The sequence below is a fragment of the Kosakonia sp. SOY2 genome (genome assembly GCF_027109175.1).
Classification (GTDB): Bacteria; Pseudomonadota; Gammaproteobacteria; order Enterobacterales; family Enterobacteriaceae; genus Kosakonia.
Map to the genome: position 1 here is coordinate 42,093 of NZ_JAPVXH010000006.1, position 24,161 is coordinate 66,253.

Here is a 24,161-nt window from a genome sequence, read left to right on the forward strand (position 1 = left end):
TCTCAGAACATGACAGGTGCCCTACACAGAGTTTAAACGCGAATCCGCTCAACTGGTCCTTGACCAGAACTACACCGTTGCAGATGCAGCCAGCGCCATGGATGTCGGCCTTTCCACAATGACGCGATGGGTGAAGCAGTTGCGTGATGAGCGACTGGGAAAAACGCCAAAAGCTTACCCCATGACACCGGAAAAAATTGAAATCCGTGAGTTCAGAAAAAAGCCCCAACGTATTGAAATGGAAAATGAAATATAAAAAAAGGCTACCGTGTTCTTGATGTCAGACCCCCTCAACAGTTCTCGATAATCGGAGTAGGCTGGGCAATGTCGTTCTCACCAGACAGCAGACTCACCATGAAAGCGCTGGAAATGGCATGGGAAACGCACGGTAAGCCAGCCAGAGTAATGTTCCATAGCGATCAGGCTAGTCATTATACGAACCGGCAGCTCCAGCAATTACTGTGGCGATACCAGATCAAGCAGAGTATGAGCCAGCGTGGAAACTGCTGGGATAATAGTCCTATGGAACGCTTCTTCCGGAGCCTTAAGAAAGAGTGGGTACCGGTGACTGGTTACATAAGCTTTAGCGATGCAGCTTACGCAATAACGGACTATATCTTCGGGTATTACAGCGCGCTCAAGCCACACGTGTATAACTGTGGGTTAACACCAAACGAATCGGAAAAACGACACTGGAAGAACGCTAAAGTGGTGGACAGTTTTAGTTGACCACTACAGAGCGGACTTTAAGTTGTTCTCAGGAAATACGTTATGTACTGTATAATGGGCTTATTTTGGTTGATTGCTCTACAAACCTCCAGTTTCGGAACGAGTCTATAACGCCTCACTAACAGAGTTAGTCCTCCTAAATAAAAGATGGTGCCGGTAGTTCAAAACGGTCTAGCGAACCGCGGATTTATTCTCCCTAAGGGTATTATGTTCATCGCCCGCCCGACGTTGATCGGGCAACTTACTCCCTCCTTTCTTAAGAACGGAAGGAACAAAAAGCTGACGTTGTTGGTGATGATTTGCCCACGCCAGACGAGGTTTACAACCCTCAAAGCGCAAAGTATTAATATCAGATATAGCAGGCAGGGATGACATCACAATATTACTGATTTTGCGCGAAATTGATTGTTTATTTCAGCAACAGATGAATAGGTTTTACGCTTTTTTTTATCTATAATCAGTGGGAAAACGTCAGGAAAACGAATATGGCAACGGCAAATATAAATACAGCAATGTTAACTTGGGCGCGTCAGCGTTCCGGCTATTCTTTGCCTGTATTTGCCGCTAAGTGCGCTGTTAGCGAAGAGCGTCTGATGCAGTGGGAATCAGGCGAGCAGTCCATGACGTTTAATCAGGCAATGCTTTTTGCTGAAAAGGCGCATGTCCCTTTCGGTTACTTGTTTCTGATAGCCCCACCAGTTGAAACACTTCCCATCCCCGATTTGAGAACACAGGACAATCGCCCGGTTCATCAGCCCAGCGCAGAATTACTGGATCTGGTAAAACTGATGCTCCAGCGTCAGGAATGGTACAGGGAATATCTTAGGCAGCAGTTGGCTGAGCCCAACCCATTTGTCGGACGTTTATCTATGCGCAACAGCGTCGATACTATCGTCGAAGATATCCAGCAGGCGTTGCGAATTGGGCGATATCCTGAACGTGGGAACAGCGATGCTTACTATCGGGATCTGGTTAATCGCATCGAATCCATCGGGATTTTAGTCATGCGGCAGGCTAATCTGGGACATTTCACTCGACCTTTACAGGTGGAGGAGTTTCGCGGGTTCGCCATTACCGATGAATATGCCCCCATTATTTTCGTCAACCATGCCGACGCCCCCGGGGCCAGGTTATTTACGCTAATCCATGAACTGTGCCATATCTGGATCGGACAGTCCGGTATTTCCGACGGAGATGCACGAACTTCTCGTAAAGAAGAAGTTTTATGCAATGCAGTGGCTGCCGAGTTTCTGGTTCCGGCAGAGGAATTTACACAACTCTGGCAACCAAATTTGGATTTCTGGCAGGATAATCTCGCTCCTCTGGAACTTCATTTTCGGGTTAGCCGGTGGGTACTGACCCGCCGGGCATTAACACTCAAGTTAATCGGATATGATGACTACGCAGGCTATATTGCGAGATTGAAAGATGAATGGCAGGAGAGAGAAAAAAACGGTAACGGCGGTCCCGGCTATTACAAGACGAAAAAAGCGCAGATCAGCCTGCCATTTTCCCGCGCTGTCGTCGCACAGGCGCTGAGTGGCCAGCTTTTACTTCGTGAGGCAAGCGTGCTTCTTGACGGTATGAGACCAGCTAAAATTCCTGTTTTTGCAAAGGAGCTAGGGGTATGAAATACCTACTAGATGCAAACACGTATATTCAAGCGAAAAATCAGTATTACGGCATGGATATCTGCCCCGCTTACTGGAACTGGTTAGATCTTCAGTTTGCACAGGGACTTATAGGCAGTGTGGATATGATCGGCCGGGAACTGAAGGACGGTAATGACGAACTGGCGAACTGGGCTAAAGCACGTCCGGGTCATTTTATCAATAACGACGATGCAGATACGCAAGCCATTTTTACACAAGTTGTTCAGACTGTTATGGCTGGTGATTACAATCCCGGCAATCGTGATAACTTTCTTGCAAAAGCCGACCCGTGGATTATTGCTAAAGCAAAGTCTATCGGTGCAGTGGTTGTGACACATGAGTCACACGTTATTGAAGGTACTAAAAAAGTTAAAGTGCCGAATATCTGCCATCAATTCGGCGTCCCTTGTGTAAATACGTTTCAGTTTCTCCGTGAATTGAATGCGCGGTTTGTATTAGGCTCATAAAGCTTAAGTATAATTAGCCCATATTTAGGCATTAATTGTGATACTGAACTACCAAATATTGTTCCCCTAAGGCCATCTAATGAGTGATCCTGACACTGGATATGCTCCAGCCGTTATTCAGGAGTAACCGGCCTCAGTCTGGCTGCATATTCTGGCAACCGGCAAATTCGGATGGCGTCATCCAGCCCTGCGCAGAATGGGGACGCGGGTACGGCAGAATGTCTGAACGAGAACGAGTTCATGTTGGTGGATGATGCACGGTGTATAATCGCACCCTGCCGCATACACAATAATCAGAGGCGTAGTGAAGGACTCCACTGTCGTATTGTCCGTTGGCGTTCCCGGACGAGTGAAGTCAATGCGTATCCCCCGTCGCTTACCTTACGATATGATGGTTTATGGGAGCAGATCACTGCTTCCCTCTGTCTTTCTCTCATTCAAAATGGCAACTTCAAACGTAATAGAGTAAGGTTAATCATGCTTATAATTAACAATTATTTATTGTGGAACTTTATAACATGGAAATAGAAGAAATTTCAATTCGGTTTAAGGCTCTGAAGCAAAAAAGCAAAAACACATTCTTTCAGAACCTGTTATCTTTATTCAATCAGATTGAAAGTGCATTAATTCTTGAAGGTCCGTACAGGTTAGTATTAGATTCCAATATAATCTTGCGTCTTGAGTCATACCGGCAAGGTAACGTCTCAGAAGGACTCCTGTCGATCCTTCTGGCATTTAAACTCATAAAGAAGCTACCTTTTCATTTTGATCTGGTGGTAAGGCCGACTGTTTTTTATGAATATCTTCGGCAAAAAAATTTAAAAAACACACATGAGCACTGGATTAAATTCAAAGAGTTAAAAAATCTGATAGAGGAAGAGTTGGGCGCAAAGTTATTCTTTGATGGTATTGAAACATATCCGGGGGCAGAACATTTTTTACAATTAATTCAAAACGATGCTAAAAAAATAAAAAAAACTTTGATTGCATATCAAAATGAAAACTGGCACATAAACTTCATTCAGCGTGCTGGTTCTGGTGTAGCTGGATTCCCTATAACTGGTACAGGATACATACTGGTCCCACCTGCTTTTGCAGCTGATGCGCTTTTTTACCCTTTAGGTCTTGAATATTTTGACGAAACCAAATCAAGTCGATTCTTTACGCAGTACATACACAAATATATTATTGAATGCAAAAGTAACGACAGAGATGTCATCAATAAATACAATAATGAGAAAGATTTTTTATTTACTCAAATTTTAAAGTTAACTTCAAAAGGAAATTTGATGGGGCTTGCAGATTTAGATATTTATACAAACTGTAATATTCAAAGTCAATTTTCTAATCAAAGCCACTCTCGCTATGCCCCCGCTTCGGCTGCCTTAACTATAGATGGGAAACTGGCGAGAGCATTGAGAAATTCGAATTCTCATCATATCACTTCCGGGGGGATGATCTGTGGACCTGAAAATGAAAATGATAATAATGCCAAAATGGAAGCATTTATTGAAGAACATAAGCGCATGCGGGAAAGCGAAGAACGCCACCGGATTGCCATTGAAGCAAGCAGAGAATTCATAAAAGAGCTTCTTTTGAGTGGGGCTTTTTCTGACTAGGTGAATGTTTGTTCAGTATTTTTGCAAATCTGGTTTTATATCTAAGAGGGGGTTATATGGCAGGTTTTCATAGAGGATATGAGTTTTCCGCCATATAACTCTGCCCATCAGCCCGAGGCGCCGCTTCTGCCTGCACGGCAAACGGATAGCTAACCAGCAGTAAGTACACCAGGTCGGCCTTCACCAGCATAAAAAGCTGCCTTCTAACGTAATTTATTCGCAACGATAAGCACAGCTCATAGTGTAAGTATCCCATAAAAGCTTGCCGGTATCTTTTGAGCTCCTTTGTAATCAGGCTGACTCAATAATGTCCGCATTTCGCTCATAGCAGACCTGACCTATTCAGACAGAATGCTGTTAGAAATGTCAGCTCTTCGCTCATGACAGACCTAAACGCTGCTTATCCTGCGCCTTTTTCAGAAAGAGGATGCTCATAAAGGCAAATATCCTGTCAACATACAGCCACAGGTTTAACGTTCAGGTTCAGCCAGTTAACTTAACATTACAGGTAAAAACTCGTATCTGAGAACACATCTCCGCCCCGCTTTTTCAGCTGTCTTTATAGACGGCAAATTTTCCGGAATGATAGTTCCTGTAATGAAGGTCATTTCCCGGCCAGGGTGGGCAAGATGGTTACCAAGCAGACGCTGAGCCCGGGAAGCCAGAGAGCGTCCGCGAAAGGCAGGCAGGATAACTTCTTCAGAAATCCGGTAGCCCTCTAAAAAAGCGACCTCCCCCTTCTCGTAAATTATCAGTCCGACACGAATCTCATCTTCGTAAATAATATACGCATTGCCTGCTGAAAGATGATCACTGAGTTCCTCGTCATCGACAGAGTACAGGCGGTCTTTTAAGGCAGGGACAGCTAACAATGAATACTGATAAGCCTCTGTCAAAGCCTGTCGACACCATTCAAAATCGGTGTATTCAGCCGGCCGCAGGGTTAATGCCTCATCCGAATATTCAGGAGCACCAGACAGGCAGGAAGCATATATCAGCTGGTCTGTAATACCCTGAACTTTATGATGGCCGGGCGAGAGAATACGAATGTACTGCGGCTGTAGTTGCGCCCATTCCTGGCTGACAGATTTGAGTACCGACCAATCTGTGCCGGAGTCTGAAGCGACGATATCAATGAAAGGGTTATTGATATCGCCCCCCCGGTAACGCGGACCAGTAAGAAACTGCTGGCCATCAATAGTGAGTTTTCGCTGTAAAAAGTACTCCTGTGGTAAGCCGGTTTCTTTCCACGGGAATCGTGCTGAAAAGGTACTGTCCACACACCATTTTTCCTGCTCAGAAATCCATTTTTCAAGCCAGCTACGAAGAGTTTCCTGTGGTACGGGCAGTTCAGCATACTGAGAGAGCATAAATTTTATCATCCTATCCATCTGCCATCGCTCCAGGTATCAGGTCAGGCTACACAGATTGCCCTGTCTTTTGTGCAAACAGCAAGCCGCTTTCGGCACGACAGCGTCCACTTCTGGCACAGAGCGGACAAGCTAACTGATCCAAAGGTTCGTTGTGAGCGAGGTGCCAGCTCAAAAAACAGGCTTAACGTAGGATATTTTCCGTTTTCCAGGCGGACCCCATAAAGGCCTCCCGGGCATAAGCCAGCATGAAGCGCAGCTCATCCCGGGAGATCGGGGCGGAACCGAAGGTCTGGCCAGAATAATATGCCGGTAGAGCTTCCGGACCGTGGCCTCCGGATCAGCAACCAGCTGAAAATATCTGTCGCCGACAGCGGCCGTTTTGAGGCCGTCATCCAGGAAGCGTTCGGCGAGCGCATTGACTGAGGTATCTTCGCGAAAAGTCGGCTCTCCAGACTAATCTCACGCGGTAATCGCCGCCTGCAGATGCGATTAGCGGTTTGAGGTCTTTGGTTCTACCGACTGCCAGATTTCAATATCCCAGTTGCCATCACGACCATCGCAAAGGTAGTTTTCGAAACAAACGCCGCGAGCAAGTTCGTAATCGCTGTTTTCTATCGCAGCGTACAAATCGCTCCACGCTTTGGCGTAAGCGCCGTTCCGCACAAGCGTATGCCACACGGCGTATAGCCCTCCCGGTACAATTTCTTCTCTGAATGCCGTACCGGTAAGGTTCACCTGTGTTTGCGCATCAACCGTAAGCGCGACATCGGCACGCAAGTCGGCAACATTCGTGTGCGCAGGATCATCCCAGTAAAACACCAGCGCTTCCCGGTAAGTCACGCCCTGCTCCTGCGCCCAGCCAATAATTTGTTGAAAACCAACCGGTACCGTCTCGTTCCATGGACCACCAACGCGCACACAAACGATGCTCCTGGGAAGCGCATTTTCAAACCGTAAACTCATAAATCCTCCGCACCATTATTAAGAATAACGTTTATAAACGCAGCAGCCCGCCATCAACCACGTACTGGCTGCCCGTGACATAACTGGCATCATCAGATAACAAGAATAACGCGACAGCAGCCGCTTCCTCCGGTGTTCCAGGCCGCTTCATCGGCACAATGGCGCGGATCTGCGCGTCATATTGATCACGAAATGGCGCCGGGATCGCCTCAAGCAAACCAGTTTCTATCGCGCCTGGTACCAGCGCATTCACCCGGATCCCTTGTGCTGCAAAGGCCGTTGCCCAACAGCGAACCAGCGCCAGCTGCGCCCCTTTACTGGCAGCGTAAATCGCCGCAAGCGGGGTTCCTTCATAGGCGGCGGTCGATGCGGTCAGCACCACCGACGCGCCCGCTTTCAAAAAGCGGGCAAGACAGGATATTTGCAGTACCGCGGCGCGAACATTGTTCTTCATCATGCTATCGAACAGCGCGGCACTACCCTTTTCGGCAGGTGCAAAAGCCAGCTGCCCGGCATTCAGCCATAAGCCATCCAGCATGCCGAAGGCGGCTACCGCGTCAGCCAGCGCTTGCGCCGCTGCCGGATCGGCTCCGTCGTTTTGCAGCAACCGGGCATCAGGTGGCAGCACCTTGCGAAGGCGCGCCAGTTTGTGCGCATCACGCCCGGTGATCATGACTTCCCCCTCTTCCGCAACAATGCGTTTCGCCCCTGACAGACCAATACCACTGCTGGCTCCCGTAATGACAATTTTCTTACCTGTGAACCTGGCCATCCCGCCTCCCTGAAGCCGTTTATGTGCCAATGCGCGTTTTTATCCTCAACGATGATTAAAATAAAACAATAAAAACTTATTGTAAAACGATAAACACCAGGCTAGCCTGCATCCATTTCAACCACCTTTGCCAGGAGAGGCATCGAATGAAAAGAAGTCTGCAACAGGGTGTTTTGTTCTCTGGATTACTCATCTGTGCGCCGACACACAGCGCAGAGTTGTCCGTTTTTGCCGGGCTGGGCGTCAGCGCGCACCCCATTTACTCGGGGTCGAACCACACGGCCGTGGAACCACTGCTGAAAGCGGGCGTAAATCTTCATAGCGAAAACTGGGGGTTGTTCGGTCTGTCTACCGACGGGCTGATTTGGGGAATGACACCGGACTCGCCCTTCAGCGTGAGCCTGCTGTTAACGCAAGATGAGGCGCGAAAAGAGGTATTTAACTACCCGTTTTCCAGCAGAAAAAACCGCGATCTACAAGGAATGGGTAACCTGTCTGCAGCGGTGATGGCGGGTACAGATCTGCGTTACCAACAAGAAAACTGGACGTTGTGGCTTCGCCTGTTAACCGCCACGGAAAAGCAGCGATACGGCGGCGAAGCGCCAGACAGAAGCCTGCTCGTCACAAGCGGCGCGGAAGCCGAGCTCTGGCGCGGACAGAATGTCTCCCTTTCGGTCGGCGGCGACGTCAGCTGGGCGAACAGCGGCTACCAGCAGCGCCACTACGGTGTAACGGCGCAGCAGGCGCAACGCACCGATTTTGCCGTTTACTCCCCCTCATCAGGCTTCCAGCAAGGTGGTGTGTATACAGAGCTGGTATGGCATTTCGATAAAAACCTGGCGGCAGGATTGACCAGCCGCGCGCAGTACCTGTTCGATGACGCGGGGAGCAGCCCTCTGGTCAACAGTCGGATGCAGTACACCCTGTCGTCACTGATCCAGTACACATTCTGAGGCGACGCCATGAGCAAATGTCACTTTCGCAGCCGCCCGCGGCTGCTCGCTGCGGGCGCGGTATTTATCACTCTGATTGCCGCCGGTATTTATCTGCAACCTGGTTTCAGCACCCCGTCGCCACGCCAGACGGGAGATGCCAGTATGGTGTCATTTTTAACGCCGTTATTGAAAGGATCGCGAGGCAGCGTCGCCGCCGCGCTGATCACGCCGCGCGGGGTGCAATACGCCCTCTGGAATAGTGATTACAACCGACAATATGAAATCGCCAGCCTGACCAAAACCATGACCAGCAGTTTACTGATGGAGGCATTTCGCCGGGGTGAAGCGACAGCGCAAACCCGCGTCGGCGATCTTATTCCGGAAATCAGCGGCCCGGCGCGAGAAATTACCCTTGAGCAACTGGCATCGCATCGCTCTGGCCTGCCGCCGCTGGCCTCATCGCTGCGCAAGAAGATCCAGGTGATCAGCCAGATAATCCTGCGTGAAAACTTCTGGGAGTATGACGAACAATCCGTCATCGAAATGGTGAATAACACCCGCTTAGCCACGCCCGCCAGATTTGATTATTCCAATACCGGCTACGCCTTGCTGGGACTGGCGCTGTCGAGAGCTGCACATCAGCCTTTTAATTCGCTGTTGCAAACGCGGGTTTTTGCGCAGGCGAAAATGAAAAACACCGTTGTTGCCGAAGCATTAACCCCTGACACGCCCACGTTTCACCACGGTTGGGCGGTGTCCGGATTTGCCGAAGCACCATGGATACAGCACGCATTCACGCCGGCTGCCGGTGTGCGGTCGACCATCGTCGATATGGCGCATTATGCGCAGGCCTTACTGGCGGGCAAACTTGCCGGTCGCGCGGCAATGTCGCCACGCTTTGCCACTGACGATGCGGATTCACGCGTGGGTTACGCCTGGTTTACCACCCGTATTCGTGGGCGGGACATCACCTGGCACGACGGTGAATCCTCCGGTTTTGCCTCCGCGATTGCGGTCGATCCACAGCAACAATCTGCCGTGGTGATCCTCTCAGATACGGCATGGCCCGTTATTGGCCCGGCCATGCGCCTGTTGTTAACGCAGACACCAGCTAAAACGGAAGCTCATCATGAACTGGATTGATATGTTGTGGGCCCTATTAACCTTTATTTCGGTCATTCTGTTTATTTGCGGCTCCTGGGTCGCACATTACAAAATACGGTTGTTGAACTACATCCTGCTGGCTTTGATTGTCATTTATTGTGCCGAAATGATGCAGACAATCACGCATCTGACCAAGATCGGTTATCTGTTCAGAATGCTGACATGGACCATTCAGGCGTCGTTTATTGCCATCAGCGTTTATCACGCGTGGTCAGCGCCCTGGTTAACACGCAGCCCGCGCGTACTGGCGGCTGGCAAGATTGTCATTTCGCTGATGCTTATGTCATGCTTGAGCATGCTGGTTTTAAAATAGAATCCTTAATTCAGGAAGGTACAAAGTGAAAGGTGTACGAAATAAACTCAGCCTGATGCTTATCGCAGGGATATTGCCGCTCTTTTTCATCCTCGCCTTAATTACACCGCTGTGGTTATATTTTTCCGGTGAGTCATTTTTTATTTCCAGCATGCTTAAATTCGCCGAAATGCAGGCAGAAAGCCAGCCAGTGGCTGCCGTATCGCCACTTCACCAGTTACTGCTGTTGATCATTCTCTATTTTCCCGTCGGGTTATTTGCTTTTGCTATCTGGCAGGGAATGCTCGTGATGCGCCTGGTCGGTAAACGGCAAATCCTCAACCTGGCGATGGCGCGTTGTGTGCGTACTATTGCATTGATGATGCTGAGCCTTGGCATTGTATTGCCGGTATGCCGCTTTTTAATACCGCTGGTCGTCTGGTGGCCGGAAAAATATTATCAGGTCACCGTGCTGATTGGCGATGTGATCCTGTTACTCACCGGCGGCTTGTTATTTGTGACGTTTCACGCCATGCTTGCGGGGATCAAAGCAGAAGAAGAAACCAGGGAGTTTATCTGATAATGGCTGTGGTGGTTCATCTGGACAAACTGCTGGTAGAGAAAAAAATGACGTCCAGAGCGCTGGCAGCCTTTATCGGCATCACCGAGCAAAACCTGTCGTTGCTCAAGTCCGGTAAAGTAAAGGGGATTCGATTCGATACGCTGGCGAAAATTTGCGAAGCCATGGAGTGTCAGCCCGGTGACATTATCTCCTGGGAACCCGACCCCGCTGCGCCAGACAAAAAGTGACGCACCGGGACTCGTTTTGCAGACAATAAAAAAGCCGACAACATCGCTGCTGTCCGCTTTTTTTATTTACGAGGCGAATCAGGCGTTCTGTAACTGCTGACCACAGGCAACCACACTTGCCAGCAGAACTTTGACGTCCTCCAGACAAACGGTCGGGTTCAGCAATGTCAGCTTCAGGCAGGACACAGCTTCCTGTTTGGTTCGCATAAAATCATAGTGACCTGCTCCCGGAAGATTAACACACGAAATTTAATAATGGTTGCCCTGTTAAGATGACAATAATGTGCTTCCGCTCCCCACTCAAAGCGGACCTTAGTATCCTGAAGCACATCACATTGCTTTGTACCATAAGCAGGCGTACCAGCATTAACTTATCTTCCATACTCCGTGGCAGATTCTGCCAAGGAACAGTGCTGATTTATATAGACATATTAGCAGTTCTATGCCGATCGGCTGCATGCGGAGGCAGACGCCGATAATTGTATCCGTCTCTCACTTTTGTTTTGGCGAAATCAAAAGATGAGTACATCATCATATTAACTCGCTGATGAATATCTCTTTCCTTAACCGGCTTTCTACCACACACCATTTATCCTAATCTGTTTCTAAACAGCTAATGAACAGGAGAACAGAATGAGACCACCGATAACTGATGATGAACTGGAATTGCTGAATCAGGATATGAGCACACTGAGTCGTGCTCAATTTAATGAAGGTCAGGTTTTCGACGCGCTCCGGCTGCTGGAAATGCGACGTCAGACAGCAAAGCTCGAAGCGATAAAACGTTTGTTAGAATCAAAGAGTGAATAGGATACCTGGTGATTACGGGCCAATTTATAAGTAATCAAGTGTAGCAAATCGGGTATGGTCATGAAGAAGGTACAGCATCATTGCGTAATGCATAACACATGAACCTGCTGACAGGGCAAAACCAATGCCCTGTCAACCGATGAATGGATGTCATCCTGATAAGATCATCGTCTGCATTGAGACCTGGTTCTTAATGTATTTATTTCCCGCAAATGTTTACCCTCTGTAAATTCAGGACAGAGAGCAGTAGCGTGCACATGAACATTGCTGAAATGGACTATTCTACTGAAAAGATAGCCCTTTTTTACGATGTGAAAATTAATAATCAGTCCGGCCAACCGAATGAATAAAGCGGCGACCGGACTGTAACCATTAAAGGTGGCTATATCAGAAAGACTCCCAGCTACCGTTGTTTGCTGTAACCGTTACTGGACGAAGAACCTTAGCCACAGCTGAACCGGAATATCTTTCACGGTCCTCTTTCATCAATCGGAATGCTGATACGAGTCGAGAGAGCTGGCTCGCCTGTTCTTCAAGTGATGATGCAGCAGCAGAAGATTCCTGGACAAGTGCGGCATTCTGCTGCGTTGTGGAATCCAGTTCAGTCACAGCCTTACCAATCTGATCAATACCCCGACTTTGTTCGTCTGAGGCATCAGAAATTTCACTCATAATCCCACTGACATTCGTTACTGAAGCAACGATTTGCTCCATGGTACTTCCAGCTTTATTTGCCATCTCAGAGCCGGTATGTACACGGTCAACAGACTCTTTAATGAGATCGGCTATTTCTTTAGCCGCATTCGCACTACGCTGGGCAAGAGCACGCACTTCACCTGCAACAACAGCAAAGCCGCGCCCCTGCTCACCTGCCCTTGCGGCTTCAACCGCTGCGTTCAGCGCCAGAATATTGGTCTGGAAAGATATACCATTTATGACACTGATAATTTCAGTGATTTTATTCGAACTCTCGGTAATGGCGCCCATAGTGTTGACCACATCCCAGACAATCCCCCCTCCTGTACGGGCATGATCCGCTGCCACACCAGCCAGTTTACTCGCTTCACGAGCATTTTCTGCATTACGTTTAACAGTTGAAGTCAGTTCTTCCATACTGGCTGCGGTTTCCACTACTGCGGCAGCCTGCTCTTCAGTTCGGGAAGCGAGATCAATATTGCCCGCAGAGATTTCGGAGGACGCATTTGCAACTTGCGTCACCGACTCCTTAATCTGCGCAATCATTTCACGAAGCCGATCGTTCATGGTGGCCATCGCCATCGTCAGTCGGCCCAGCTCATCTGTTGACTGGGGCTCAATCACACCGGTTAAATCACCTTTGGCAATCTTCTCCGCCAGGGTCAGATTATGATGTATCTGCCGGGTCATTTGACGCGTAAGGAGCCAGGCGACAAGGATCCCGGTTACGACCGCGCAAACAGCAACCACAATCATAATAATGATGACGCGCTGAATGTTTGAAAGGTTATTGATGTTCTGAAAATCGATCAGTTTTTGCATAGCGGTATCGAGCTTATTCGCAGTGACGGTTAACTGATCCGAGGCATTGAGTGAGTTTTGCCGGGCTTCGGCATAGGCTTTCACATTTGACTGTAACTTGTTAATAAAGAGAGTTAATGAGGTATTAGTTTCCGCAGGAAGCACACCGGCGAAATTTCGAGCCATATCGGAAGCGGCTTTTTGGGCAAGCGTAAATTCTGACCAGCCCTGAGCACCATCGCTTGACTGGATTTGATAAACATCATCCCAAAGATGATTCAGTGCAGTTTGTACCTGAAAGCTTTCTTTCACCGAAAGTCCACTCTCTGATATTGTTTCAAGGAGTTTATCCAGATCGGACCTTAATGCAGGAGTTGTCAGCCTCTTTGATGATTCCTGGGTTATTTGTTCGAGTTTGACAAAGGAATCTCTTTCGTCATTATAGACTGGTAAGTTATGTGTTAACTCAGCAAAAAGAATACGCGTTTCTTTGGCCCAGATAAACGAATCTCCGGTAACTGCCATCTGGCGCATCCGTTCTAATGCAGCTTTGTTTTCCTGAATTGTACGCTCGTCATGATTTATCTGATAGGTAAGACGGTTTCGTCTCGCCGCATTAAGTTCATCATGCATTTCCGTTATCAGTTTCTCTTTATGCGCACGATCCTGTATCTTTTCGGCCTGGTAAATACTCGTCAGCGAAGAGATGATAATAATCACGATAAGGATAGAAAAACCACCATACAGCTTTGCTGCGACGGGAAGGTTTTTTAACGATAAAATATTGAGTTTCATAATATTGCCCTGATTTGAAGCGTGTGCATAAAGCGATAAACGCTTATTATTTATAATGTTGTGGTTTTTATTTTTCGAGCCGACTAGTAATGAGTTTTTTAGCCTCGCAGTAAAAGAAAGAGATATGCTTCCTGCGTTATTAACCCATGAGATAAAGACTAATCCATCATTTATGTTCTTCAAAAGCAAGCTTGCCTGAAAAGAAGTTAAAAAACCAATATATTTTAATGAGCGATGATATATAAATCACATATACTAATAAGCTATAAGCTTATAAATTTAAAATTACGACCAAAACTTTCCGCACATAAATAAAATTTTTGCTAATTATAAAATGAATCAAATTCAAAACCCCAGTAACACGATGAAAAAACACATCTTTTTAAAAGGATAAGATTTAGAATGGCGTTTCATATTTAAACGCCGTTATATATGTATGATGAATAAAATGGCCAGCATCGAGTAATTAGAAAACATACTTTTTAACTTCGCAGAATTATCACTATATGGATAATCATTAGCTGATTATACAAAGCCACCGCTTAAAAGAGGGGCTAAACTCACACATTTAGATATTTTTTAATTGACAGCACCGAACGGCACTCATTTCATCAACCCACAAGCAGAGAAACAGATTCCGGTTTCAATATAATTTTTACGCTTATTGAAGAAGTAAAAATCCTTCATATCAAGTTCCAGGCCCGAACTAAGACATTGGAATCAGTGGGTTAAGATAAGCAGGTTGATTATTATCTAATAAGATCAAAGGAAATTATATCTCATTCATAACTATAAATATTTAATCTTACGCGCCGATAACTGAGAAATCGAAAGGAGTTGGTGTCATCTCAGATAACAAGGCGAATGATGAGTATATCCATACTAAATGTCGGTGGTTCAGACACCGAGCAAACCAGAAGACTCATAAATAAGACATTTACCTATATGGTCTCGCTATTGATGGGTATTTTTATCATCGCGATTATTTCATTGCTTGCAATTATGGATAACGTCAATACAACTAATGACAGGCGTGATGAATTTTTTCTAAAAAAAGCGCTACTCACGCGTCAGGAAAATATACGTAACCAACTGAAAGACTATGCTGAGTGGGGGGCAGCTTATAAGCACCTTCATATAACAATCGACCAGGCCTGGGCCTGGGATAAACAGAACCTGGGTAAGTCGCTTTATGACAATTTTGGCTACGAAGGCGTTTTCATCCTCTCCCCCGAAGGGAGCACCCGCTACAGCGTGCTTGACGGAAAACTAAGGCTGGAAGATCTGGATAGCTGGGCAGGCATATCTACAAAAAACGATTTGCTTAATAAACTGAGCCAAAATCATGGAACTCCCGTGTCGGAGTTAATTCAGATAGATTCCGTTCCGGCCATTGTTTCTGCCGTATGGATAACAACGGGCAGCGATATGAGTGTGGTCACCTTACCTGGCCCCCCGTCAACCATGGTATTTATCGAAAAACTCACGCCCGAAAAGCTGCTTACTATTGGGCATGATGCAGGGATCAAGAACGTTCGCACTTTGCCTGTCAAAGGTATTTCTCAGACAGAAAACCGAGCAGGTTTTACCTTAACCCTTAAAAATGGCGCAGTGCGCATTGCCTGGGACAGTGAAAACCCGGGTAAGGCTTTGATAATTTTTCTCCTGCCATTACTGGTACTCTCAGTACTCCTGACTATATGTATGACGGTAATATTAATGCGCCGTATTATGCTCAAGGCAAGGATTAATGATGAAAACAGCTTTCTTCTCGAGCAGGCACGACTAAAACTTGTTATCAGTGAAAAACGATTCAGGGATGTCAGCGAGACAACCAGCGACTGGCTCTGGGAAACGGATACAAATTTGAAGATAGTATGGCTATCCGAGCGTTTTTCCACAGTAACAGGTTTTGATAATATTGAATGGACAGGCCGCCGTCTCGATGAATTATTTCCTTCAATAAGGATTGCTTTACAGAACTCTTTACGCCGCCAGGAATTATCAGGGCAGCTAGCATTTAAGAACTGCCCGTACATCAACTCAAAAAACACTACGGGCTATTGCACCCTGCTTGCAAAATTTGTGGTTCAGCATGATGGATCAGTGGTTATCCGTGGCGCTGCGAACGATGTTACGCTTGAAGTCGAGGCAACAAAACGTGTCCAGTTCCTGTCACGGCATGATGAATTAACCGGCCTCCCCAACCGGTATCACATTAAAGAGTTTCTGGCGGGCCAGTTAAATAAAGAAGAAAAAGATTACTTCTTTTCAATGATTTGTCTTGATCTGGATAAGTTTAAACCTGTGAATGATATTTTTGGGCATTCAACTGGCGATGCCCTGCTTGGCGAAGTATCCTCCCGCCTTAAAAAATGTATACGCAGCGGTGACTTTGTAGCCCGGCAGGGAGGCGATGAATTTTTAATTCTCCTCGCCGACACCAGTCAATTAAGCCAGGTTGAAGAGGTTTGCCGGCGCATCGTGCAGGAACTCAACCGTCCTTTCTCCATTGATGGTAATGATGTGACGATAGGCGTCAGCATGGGGATCGCCATGGCGCCACAGGACAGCAGTAGCGCGAACGATCTTTTACGCTTTGCCGACATTGCGCTCTATGAGGCAAAACAATCCGGCAGAAACAAATGGGTTTATTATCGTCAGGACATGTCGGAAAAACTGACAGAACGCAGAAAAATGGGATCCGAACTGAAGAACGCGATTCAGGAAGGCCAGCTCTATCTGGTTTACCAACCTCGCTTCAATCTCAGAACGTCAAACGTGGAAGCGGTAGAAGCCCTGGTTCGCTGGCGGCATCCGGAGCACGGGAATATTATGCCGGATCAGTTCATTCCGCTGGCTGAAGAAACCGGGCAAATTATTCACCTCAGCAATTGGGTTATACGTAAAGCCTGTTCCGACACGCTTGATAAATTGCCCGGGTTATCAGTTTCGGTAAACGTTTCGCCTGTTGAGTTTCAGGCAAGCGATCTGGCACACAGGATAAAAAATATCCTTGAGGATACCGGTCTTGAGGCCACACGCCTTGAAATAGAAGTGACCGAAAACGTAACGCTTTCCGATCCGGAAAAAACCTGTCAGACCATGCAAACCCTCAAACAAATGGGCGTGCGCATTTTGATTGATGACTTCGGTACCGGCTATGCATCGCTGAGCTATCTGCGCAAGTTTCAGTTTGACGGATTGAAACTCGACAAAAGCTTTATTTTTTCACTGGGCGACTCGCAACAAAATCAGTCGGTGGTGGAAAAAATCATTGATCTGGGTAAAGCCTATTCAATGGAGGTGACAGCTGAGGGGGTGGAGACTGCCGATCAGCTATCTTTTCTTAAAAAGAACAAGTGCGATGAAGTACAGGGCTATTTTCTTGGAAAACCCGTTACCATTACCGATTTGAATCTGTCATTAGTAAAAAGTTAGACTGGTTCTGGAACCCCGCAACCATAGACGTATAGAGTCTTTACGAAGAGGCCTTATCAAAGGCCTCCGGACTGAATCAGACACCTCAGAGTCATTTAAGATGGCATAAAGAGAGGTGCCCCTGAGTGGTAAATGTTATCCAGAAGAGTTTAAAATTGAAGCAGTCAAACAGGTTGTTGAACGTGGTTATTCTGTTTCCGGCATTGCAACACGTCTCGATATCACCCCCCAAAGCCTTTATGCCTGGATAAAGAAGTACGGTCCGGATTCTTCCACTAATAAAGAACCGTCAGATGCTCAGGCGGAGATCCGCCGTCTCCAGAAAGAGTTGAAGCGGGTTACCGACGAACGGGACATATTAAAAAAAGCCGCGGCGTACTTCGCAAAGCTGTCCGACTGAGGTACGCCTTTATCCGTGACACCCCTGTTGCTGGCCTGTTCGCCTGCGCTGGTGGGTGCTGGGTCAGCATGCAATGGGTTGAAAAGAGCTTATTGATTTAAATATAAATTTTCTTATGGTTGGAACTGGTAAAAATCAACTGCAATACACAGTGATGCGAACCACTCCTGGCGACAACGTTAGCTATTGACGTGCTGTACGAGCGTGTGCGCCAGAGGCCTAATGAGTTGCAAATTAGCAGCGTGGTTAACGATGCGCATTAGCCCTCTGACCGCTGTCATCATTTCTGATTAGACAAGTGGATAAGTGTCGACGCCTACCATAAATAATCTCAATCAGACATTCTCACTCATTCTCTGCTTGCCTGTAATCCAGCATGTAAAAGAATATGGACGCACGAATCCACACAGGAACAAAGGGAATGGCTTACATAGCGGCAACGCCACGGGCTTATATCGGGCAATCGGTTGGCAGTGGTCAGTGTGTAGCGTTTACTCAAAAGGCAGCCAATATGCCGCGAACGGCAGCATGGCGACGCGGCGCACAGGTTAAAGGAAATACATCGATTACCCCGGGCACAGCAATAGCAACGTTTGATGCCGATGGTCGATACGGAAATCATACCGATGGCAGATCCCACGCAGCAATTTATCCTGGACAGGATGAAAATGGGATTCAGGTTCTGGATCAGTGGATGGGACACAGTACCGATAGACGAGGCGAAAAAATAAAAACACCTCACCCTGTCAGTCAGCGAACAATCCGATTCACTCAACAACCACGCGCCGAAAACGTCGGAGGGAATTACTATGTCGTGGAGTAAAACGTTAATTTTAGGTAGCGTGGCCTTGCTTTTTTCCAGTTCTGTTTTTGCCGAAAAAGTAAGCTGCCCGCCTGTTTTAAAAGAAGGCAACAAAACACACCGAATGAATTTAGTTGATGTTTTCGTCGGGCCGCCAGAAGAAAGGGCCTCATTATTGCCGGATACGGATGAAGAAATGGTATGGACACTTAAGGACTCACAGGATTATGCGAAGGAGCATAACACGTCCGTATTTCTTGTTTGCCAGTATAAGGGAACACATAAAACTGCCACTGTAAAGGTACCCACAACAGCACAGAAATGTTCTGCGTGGTATGGAAACAGCAAAGAAGAGTTTTACGCCTCCTGCGAATAAATCCGTCTAATTGCCAGATATCGCCCTGCCGGTGTTTCTGGCAATTTATTTCCCACAGAAACGAGAAATGCGTAAATTACAGGGTCACCAGCCCCCCTCCATGAAGAAGGATTATCTCCGGGGCGCAGGCTTGCGCCATCGATATTCCGGAGCGGTTGCGGTGATGCTTCTTTGTGGCGAGCGTTCCGATCACACGGCAACGTATCTCCAGATTATCAGCGGCATTCAGTTCATGGTCCTGCGACGGGCCATCTCAATCAATACTGATTCCATGTCTACCATGCTTTACCCCTACCTGATGCGCGTGCCAGCCGTATTCACTTTAAGATTCGGCAACCTTACGGGCCATTTCATCACGTAAGTCATCAATAACATTCTGGACACGTAACACCGCTGATGACCTGCCCCCCATTTATTAACACGCGTCATCAACTATGGGATAAATTACGAACTTCCGCAGTTTGCTCAAAGCTAATCCTGGGCCTTACCTACGGTAGCTTCGTGCCAAAAACAGACACCAGGTTAATTTGCAGAAAGTCATTATCCCGCATCCTTCGCTGCAGCTTGCGATGAACCTGACCGTGGCTAGTTCCTGAAAACAGGTAATGTCCAGCCGGTATCGCCATTGCGCAGTGCCCGGATGTCGGTCATCGGCGGGGAGCCGAACTGGCGACGATACTCCCTGTTGAATTGCGTGGTGCTCTCGTAGCCGACGCGAAGGGCTGCGGATTTCGCATTGATGCCGTTGTTCAACATCAGACGCCGGGCTTCATGCAGCCGCAATTGTTTTTGGTATCGAAGTGGCGACATGGCCGTCAGCAACCGGAAATGATGGTGTAACGTCGATACGCCCATGTTCGCCATCGCCGCCAACTCTTCGACGCGAAGCGGTTGCAGATAGTTTTCCCGCAGCCAGTTCACGGCCCAGGCGATGCGATTGCTTTGAGTGCCGGCGTTAACGATCTGCCGGAGCCGTGCGCCGGCGGGGCTTGTCAGCACGCGATATAGCATGCCCCGTATGACAATCCGGCTCATGATGGGGATGTCTTTAGGCGTATTGAGCAGATCAAGTAGCCGGGCGGCATCTTCGAAAAGAGCTGGCGTCGCCGGACCGATAGCCATACCTGTGGAGGGCAAGGTCGGATCGACGTCAAGCATGTCGATCTCCGTAATCAACTCCCGGACAACCTGTAAATCGAGCTTCAGCACGATAGACAGGTAGGGAGCCTCCTCTGAGGCATTGATGACTTCGGCAATCGTGGGCAGATCAATGGCAGTCAGCAAGAAATGTGCTTCGTCATAGACATATGTCTCGTTACCCACAATGGTTCGCTTCCCACCCTGGGCAATGATCGCAAGACTCGGCTCATAGACAACGGCCTGCGGAGCAGCAGGAGTGGCACATCGGCAGACAATGACATCGGGAATCGCCGTCGACAGGACTTCGCTATCGACGGTCAGCTCACCGATCCGGGCTGCCAGTCGAAGACGTGCATTATGGGCAAGTAAATCTGTCACGGCAGGTGTCTCCCCGCATGGTCGCTTTTTGAGGTGGAATGCATTCATAGTGTATGAGAGAGCAGAAAAATGGCAATTTACGGCAATAACCGCCCTACCTGGTGCCGTTACGAATGAGCCAGCGATTTAGGTGATTAGATTGGTCCGTACGACATCCCACTCCCTACCCAAAGACACCGCGAGAGAATTAGGCAACAAACAGGAAGAATCATATCTTTGTTGGGCTGGAGGTTGTGTATAGCCTTTCGTTTGATGCTTTTGGACGTTTTGCTCACCCGGAGAATCGCTATGAAAACCTGGTTTATCACTGGCGCGAGTCGCGGACTCGGCCTCGAAATCGCGCGAGCGGCACTGGAAGCGGGCCACAATGTCGTTGCCACGGCCCGTAAACCCGAACAGCTCCTGGATGTTCTAACCGGATACGACGATCGACTGGCCACGGTACAGTTGGATGTGACTTCTCACGCTATGGTAGAGAGCGCGGTGAAGGCGGCGCTAACCCGGTTCGGACGCCTTGATGTGCTGGTTAACAATGCCGGTTTCGGGCAGCTTGGCGCTTTCGAAGAACTCTCGCCGGAGCTGATTCGCAAGCAGTTCGACACTAACGTGTTCGGCGTGTTTAACGTTACGCGAGCGGTGTTACCTGCCATGCGTTCGCAGCGCTCAGGTCATGTGGTGACGATCTCTTCAACCGCCGGTATCGTCGGCTTTGAGGGCGCATCCATGTACTGCGCGACGAAGTTCTCCCTCTCAGGCTGGTCCGAATCGTTGAGCCTCGAACTCGCCCCCTTCGGTATCAAGGCGACCTGCATCCATCCGGGACCGTTTCGCACCGACTTTCTCGATGCGACCTCGGTCATGTTCGGCGATGTCGCCATTGACGATTACCAGCAGTTCAGCGAAGCCAGACGCGATGCGCTCGCACAGGCCAACCATCACCAGGACGGCGATCCCGTCAAGTTCGGCAAGGCCGTGGTCAGGCTGGTCGATTCCGAAAATCCTCCGGTACGATGGGCTGCGGGCACCAACGCCTTCGACACATTACTCTCCCGCGCTGACGACCTTCGCAACAGCGCCCAGGCGTGGCAGGAATTGTCGAAGTCATCGGACATCGAGTAAGCGACGCACTTCTGCCCCGGTCCTGCATAAAAGCCGGGGCGACCTGGTGCCCTTCTCCGCAAAAGACAGCCTGCAGCGCCATATCCGCCCTTGGTTAAATGCGTTTTGCTCTCACTTCCCCGTTAACGTTCACGTTTTTTAATCACCGCAAAGTAACTCAGCCACTGCCTGCCGGGAGCATTTTCCGCTGCGTCAATGACCGTTTCGGCCTCAAATTCATGCAATGACTCAACAATAAAGCGTTCACGGAAGGTGTCAAAAATCTCATCCGCGTTAACACCGCCATCGATCCCCGGTTCTTTTTTGCAGGCCAGAACATAAAGCCGGCCATCGTCGTTGAGTAATTGACTGACAATTTCCAGGTAAGCAACCTTTCTCACTTCATCACCTGAAAAGATATGAAACAGCCCGCTGTCAGTAATGGTCTGAAACTTACGATCCCAGCAGCCAAGAGTAAAAAAATCCTGAACCATAAAATCGATGTTAAGACCGGCCGCCTTCGTCTTCGCGACAGCTCGCTCTACAGCCTCTGCGACAAAATCAATGCCGGTAACCTGCTCACCACGCCCGGCAAAATATACGGCAAGCGTACCCGTACCACAGCCAATATCCAGGATTGGCCCGCGTATATCAGAGGCGCGTTCAATGAAAGGTTTTTGCGGATGACCGATATCCCACACGGGTCTGGCATTATCAGCATAATGCTCCCTGAACCCTGCATGATGAGCCTGACTGTCGATGGTGGCCATGATTATTTTCCTTCCTTATAGTCGCTGATATAGGCGTTCGCGGCTTCGGTTCGTGATGCACGTTCGTCGGTATTGTTTTCCACCCGGACGTCATGCTCCCTTGCCTGGTTAGCCCGGTGAATTGCGCCATCTAACGCCCTGCGCAAAACGGCTCCCAAAGGAACATCGATCCCTAATTCGCCCTCTAATTTCTCCTTCCATTCTGTGAAAAATTTCATTTGTTCATCCGTTAACCTTACGGTGACGACATTATTTTTTCTGCTCATGTTTTCCTCAGCATCAATTCGCAATCAGCGTATACAATGTATACATTGATTACAAAAGAGGCAATGTCTCTTTTTTAATGATGCTCCACGGCCTAACGCAGAAGGTATAAAACAAGGCTCACGGAGGTGAGATCACGCAGATATGACATCAGAAGGAGGCATCAGCAGCTCGCTGAATGAGAGGATATTTCGACATCCGCTTCTCGCTTAAAGCAGCTCTGTGCATGTGACCGCTTCGTGCCAGGAGCAGACATGATGGTCACGAAGCCTGTCCGCTACGTGCCAGAAGCGGACATTACAAACACTATGAGTGGTCATCAACGGGGAGCATAGGGAGCGAGTAATAATACTTGGAAGATCTTATCCTTAGGCATGTTGGAACTCCATGAATGGTTGGTTTCATAGAATATGCTCGCTCAATCCAATAAGATTATATTTTAACAGTAATTGCGATTGATGCGTTATTTTTTCTTATTGAAAGTGAAAAACTCCCATCGAGTTCCATTAAATATGGCTGTGGAAAACTTTTCCCCATCATAGTTATAATACTTCATATTAGATATAGGACTTTTTCCTTCGGCATGATAATAATAATTAACTAAACCTAACCTTGCGGTTGTATCCCAAAAGGATCCCGTGATGCTGCTTGTCCATGAGAACGTATAAAAAATGAGACATACGAAAATAGGTGATGAAAAAACTCTAAAAAATAGAACTCTAGAGTTTAATAAGACCAGTTCGGATGAAGTGAGCCTTTCAATTCGCTTTCCTGTCCTCATTCTTACTGATAATCTCGCCAGATTTTTGAATTTATTTCTTAGTAAATTTTCCTTAATGGGAGTGAGCAAAGACATTAAAGCTATTCCAATAAGTTCGGGAATGACAATTACCAGTGAAAAAATCCCTACAAGGATTAGATAAGCAAGCGGCGTGAAGAAAATGCTAACTATATTAGTAAAATCACTGAAGAATTTAGGGTCGAGATCTGTAGTGATATAAATCCAGCGTCGAGATAAATAATTAGTAATGACAAATGACAGTGCTGCTAACAACGCGATTATGGTCTTCCCTAATAATCCTGACCATATTTTTTTAAAGATGTAGATGCAGCGATTATAGATGTCAATTGCAAAGGAAACACTCATTACCACAAAAGCAAATCCGGTTAGGAAGAAAGAATCGCCACCGAATAAAAACTGGCTGAGGAAAGAAACCATAAATGCTAAAGAGCCAACATATAAAACAAATCTATTAATTGGTGTGAGGTTATAGTACCTCCTTATTTCCACTACCAAACGCCAACTTTTCATCTTGAAATGTTTGCAAGCTCTTGGATATAAAATTGCAGCAGATATTGCTAACGGAACTGACATCCAGATAACAGCTAAAGTTATGAATACTGGTTGTATTATGGTCATAAATTTCATGCTTTTAAATGAAATCATGTTAATGAATGCTAGGGCCAAACAAAGCAAAATCAATTTAAAGAATATTCTGCTAAGTAGTTTGTTTAGTTTATAAGGCACGGTCGAAATCTCACTTCATCAGAATCAGAAAAGTATCATTAAGATAGCTAATAAAAGTTGATGAAAAAAGCGTAACGAACAACAAG

23 protein-coding genes and 3 pseudogenes are annotated in these 24,161 nt (G+C 47.5%); 16 read left to right on the forward strand and 10 right to left on the reverse strand.

The features are described 5' to 3' along the window. The first annotated feature begins 16 nt into the window (after positions 1–16). From O3S68_RS21795 to O3S68_RS21810, 4 genes and pseudogenes are all read left to right on the forward strand, one after another. Positions 17–729, forward strand: a pseudogene (locus O3S68_RS21795) (transposase). A 485-nt stretch (positions 730–1,214) separates the two neighbouring features. Beyond that, complete coding sequence (locus O3S68_RS21800; RefSeq protein ID WP_269232481.1) at positions 1,215–2,360, forward strand: ImmA/IrrE family metallo-endopeptidase; 1,146 nt, start codon at positions 1,215–1,217, stop codon at positions 2,358–2,360. Beyond that, positions 2,357–2,848 (forward strand): DUF4411 family protein, encoded by a 492-nt coding sequence (locus tag O3S68_RS21805; RefSeq protein WP_269232482.1) that lies wholly within the window; start codon positions 2,357–2,359, stop codon positions 2,846–2,848. Before O3S68_RS21800 ends, O3S68_RS21805 begins: the two co-directional genes overlap by 4 nt. Positions 2,849–3,366: 518 nt before the next feature. Then, positions 3,367–4,467 (forward strand): hypothetical protein, encoded by a 1,101-nt coding sequence (locus tag O3S68_RS21810; RefSeq protein WP_269232483.1) that lies wholly within the window; start codon positions 3,367–3,369, stop codon positions 4,465–4,467. Positions 4,468–4,958: 491 nt separating this feature from the next. Here the strand turns inward: O3S68_RS21810 and O3S68_RS21815 are convergent, their stop codons facing one another. The 4 genes and pseudogenes from O3S68_RS21815 to O3S68_RS21830 all read right to left on the reverse strand — a co-directional run bounded on the left by O3S68_RS21815 (position 4,959) and on the right by O3S68_RS21830 (position 7,575). Then, positions 4,959–5,849, reverse strand: a complete 891-nt coding sequence (locus O3S68_RS21815; protein WP_269232551.1) for a GNAT family N-acetyltransferase — start codon at positions 5,847–5,849, stop codon at positions 4,959–4,961. 208 nt (positions 5,850–6,057) lie between these two features. After that, positions 6,058–6,236 (reverse strand): annotated as a pseudogene (locus tag O3S68_RS21820) (transcriptional regulator); the annotation flags it as partial. 93 nt (positions 6,237–6,329) lie between these two features. Continuing rightward, positions 6,330–6,803: a GyrI-like domain-containing protein gene (locus tag O3S68_RS21825; protein ID WP_269232484.1), complete on the reverse strand. Its 474-nt coding sequence runs from the start codon at positions 6,801–6,803 to the stop codon at positions 6,330–6,332. Between the two features lie 31 nt (positions 6,804–6,834). Beyond that, a complete protein-coding gene (locus O3S68_RS21830; RefSeq protein ID WP_269232485.1) occupies positions 6,835–7,575 on the reverse strand; it encodes an SDR family oxidoreductase in 741 nt (246 codons plus the stop codon). 146 nt (positions 7,576–7,721) lie between these two features. On the opposite strand from O3S68_RS21830, the gene O3S68_RS21835 reads away from it, so the two are divergent. Genes O3S68_RS21835 through O3S68_RS21855 form a run of 5 tightly spaced genes read left to right on the forward strand, consistent with a single transcriptional unit; the run spans position 7,722 to position 10,776 of the window. Then, entirely contained in the window at positions 7,722–8,528 is an 807-nt protein-coding gene (locus O3S68_RS21835) for a MipA/OmpV family protein (RefSeq protein WP_269232486.1), read from the forward strand. A gap of 9 nt (positions 8,529–8,537) precedes the next feature. Further along, positions 8,538–9,653 carry a serine hydrolase domain-containing protein gene (locus O3S68_RS21840; protein ID WP_269232487.1) on the forward strand — a complete coding sequence of 372 codons (1,116 nt, stop codon included), beginning with the start codon at positions 8,538–8,540 and terminating at the stop codon, positions 9,651–9,653. After that, positions 9,640–9,987 carry a hypothetical protein gene (locus tag O3S68_RS21845; RefSeq protein WP_269232488.1) on the forward strand — a complete coding sequence of 116 codons (348 nt, stop codon included), beginning with the start codon at positions 9,640–9,642 and terminating at the stop codon, positions 9,985–9,987. The genes O3S68_RS21840 and O3S68_RS21845 overlap by 14 nt, the downstream gene beginning before the upstream one ends. Before the next feature lie 25 nt (positions 9,988–10,012). After that, positions 10,013–10,546 (forward strand): DUF2975 domain-containing protein, encoded by a 534-nt coding sequence (locus tag O3S68_RS21850; RefSeq protein ID WP_269232489.1) that lies wholly within the window; start codon positions 10,013–10,015, stop codon positions 10,544–10,546. 2 nt (positions 10,547–10,548) lie between these two features. Beyond that, entirely contained in the window at positions 10,549–10,776 is a 228-nt protein-coding gene (locus O3S68_RS21855) for a helix-turn-helix domain-containing protein (RefSeq protein ID WP_269232490.1), read from the forward strand. A 78-nt stretch (positions 10,777–10,854) separates the two neighbouring features. Here the strand turns inward: O3S68_RS21855 and O3S68_RS21860 are convergent, their stop codons facing one another. Next, the gene (locus O3S68_RS21860; RefSeq protein ID WP_269232558.1) at positions 10,855–10,983 is read right to left on the reverse strand and encodes a hypothetical protein; all 129 of its coding nucleotides are present in this window, start codon (positions 10,981–10,983) and stop codon (positions 10,855–10,857) included. Positions 10,984–11,409: 426 nt separating this feature from the next. On the opposite strand from O3S68_RS21860, the gene O3S68_RS21865 reads away from it, so the two are divergent. Beyond that, on the forward strand, positions 11,410–11,586 hold the full coding sequence (locus O3S68_RS21865) for a hypothetical protein (RefSeq protein WP_269232491.1): 177 nt from the start codon (positions 11,410–11,412) through the stop codon (positions 11,584–11,586). A gap of 387 nt (positions 11,587–11,973) precedes the next feature. On the opposite strand, the gene O3S68_RS21870 is transcribed toward O3S68_RS21865, so the two are convergent. Continuing rightward, positions 11,974–13,878, reverse strand: a complete 1,905-nt coding sequence (locus O3S68_RS21870; protein WP_269232552.1) for a methyl-accepting chemotaxis protein — start codon at positions 13,876–13,878, stop codon at positions 11,974–11,976. Between the two features lie 864 nt (positions 13,879–14,742). On the opposite strand from O3S68_RS21870, the gene O3S68_RS21875 reads away from it, so the two are divergent. The 5 genes and pseudogenes from O3S68_RS21875 (at position 14,743) to O3S68_RS21895 (ending at position 19,258) form a co-directional block, all read left to right on the forward strand. Beyond that, positions 14,743–17,319, forward strand: coding sequence for a bifunctional diguanylate cyclase/phosphodiesterase (locus tag O3S68_RS21875; protein WP_269232492.1), 2,577 nt, complete (start codon positions 14,743–14,745; stop codon positions 17,317–17,319). Between the two features lie 121 nt (positions 17,320–17,440). Next, positions 17,441–17,739, forward strand: a pseudogene (locus O3S68_RS21880) (transposase); the annotation flags it as partial. A 401-nt stretch (positions 17,740–18,140) separates the two neighbouring features. Next, positions 18,141–18,542, forward strand: a complete 402-nt coding sequence (locus O3S68_RS21885) for a BPSL0067 family protein (RefSeq protein ID WP_269232493.1) — start codon at positions 18,141–18,143, stop codon at positions 18,540–18,542. Then, positions 18,529–18,897, forward strand: a complete 369-nt coding sequence (locus O3S68_RS21890) for an STY0301 family protein (RefSeq protein WP_269232494.1) — start codon at positions 18,529–18,531, stop codon at positions 18,895–18,897. The genes O3S68_RS21885 and O3S68_RS21890 overlap by 14 nt, the downstream gene beginning before the upstream one ends. A 67-nt stretch (positions 18,898–18,964) precedes the next feature. Continuing rightward, positions 18,965–19,258, forward strand: a complete 294-nt coding sequence (locus O3S68_RS21895) for a hypothetical protein (RefSeq protein ID WP_269232495.1) — start codon at positions 18,965–18,967, stop codon at positions 19,256–19,258. Positions 19,259–19,482: 224 nt separating this feature from the next. Here O3S68_RS21895 and O3S68_RS21900 read toward each other — a convergent pair whose 3' ends face one another. After that, on the reverse strand, positions 19,483–20,415 hold the full coding sequence (locus O3S68_RS21900) for an AraC family transcriptional regulator (protein WP_269232496.1): 933 nt from the start codon (positions 20,413–20,415) through the stop codon (positions 19,483–19,485). A 288-nt stretch (positions 20,416–20,703) separates the two neighbouring features. On the opposite strand from O3S68_RS21900, the gene O3S68_RS21905 reads away from it, so the two are divergent. Further along, positions 20,704–21,534: an oxidoreductase gene (locus O3S68_RS21905; RefSeq protein ID WP_269232497.1), complete on the forward strand. Its 831-nt coding sequence runs from the start codon at positions 20,704–20,706 to the stop codon at positions 21,532–21,534. Between the two features lie 122 nt (positions 21,535–21,656). On the opposite strand, the gene O3S68_RS21910 is transcribed toward O3S68_RS21905, so the two are convergent. From O3S68_RS21910 to O3S68_RS21920, 3 genes are all read right to left on the reverse strand, one after another. Then, positions 21,657–22,283 (reverse strand): class I SAM-dependent methyltransferase, encoded by a 627-nt coding sequence (locus tag O3S68_RS21910; protein WP_269232498.1) that lies wholly within the window; start codon positions 22,281–22,283, stop codon positions 21,657–21,659. Positions 22,284–22,285: 2 nt separating this feature from the next. Then, positions 22,286–22,549, reverse strand: a complete 264-nt coding sequence (locus tag O3S68_RS21915) for a hypothetical protein (RefSeq protein ID WP_269232499.1) — start codon at positions 22,547–22,549, stop codon at positions 22,286–22,288. 461 nt (positions 22,550–23,010) lie between these two features. Further along, positions 23,011–23,967, reverse strand: a complete 957-nt coding sequence (locus O3S68_RS21920; protein WP_269232500.1) for a hypothetical protein — start codon at positions 23,965–23,967, stop codon at positions 23,011–23,013. Positions 23,968–24,161 lie beyond the last annotated feature (194 nt).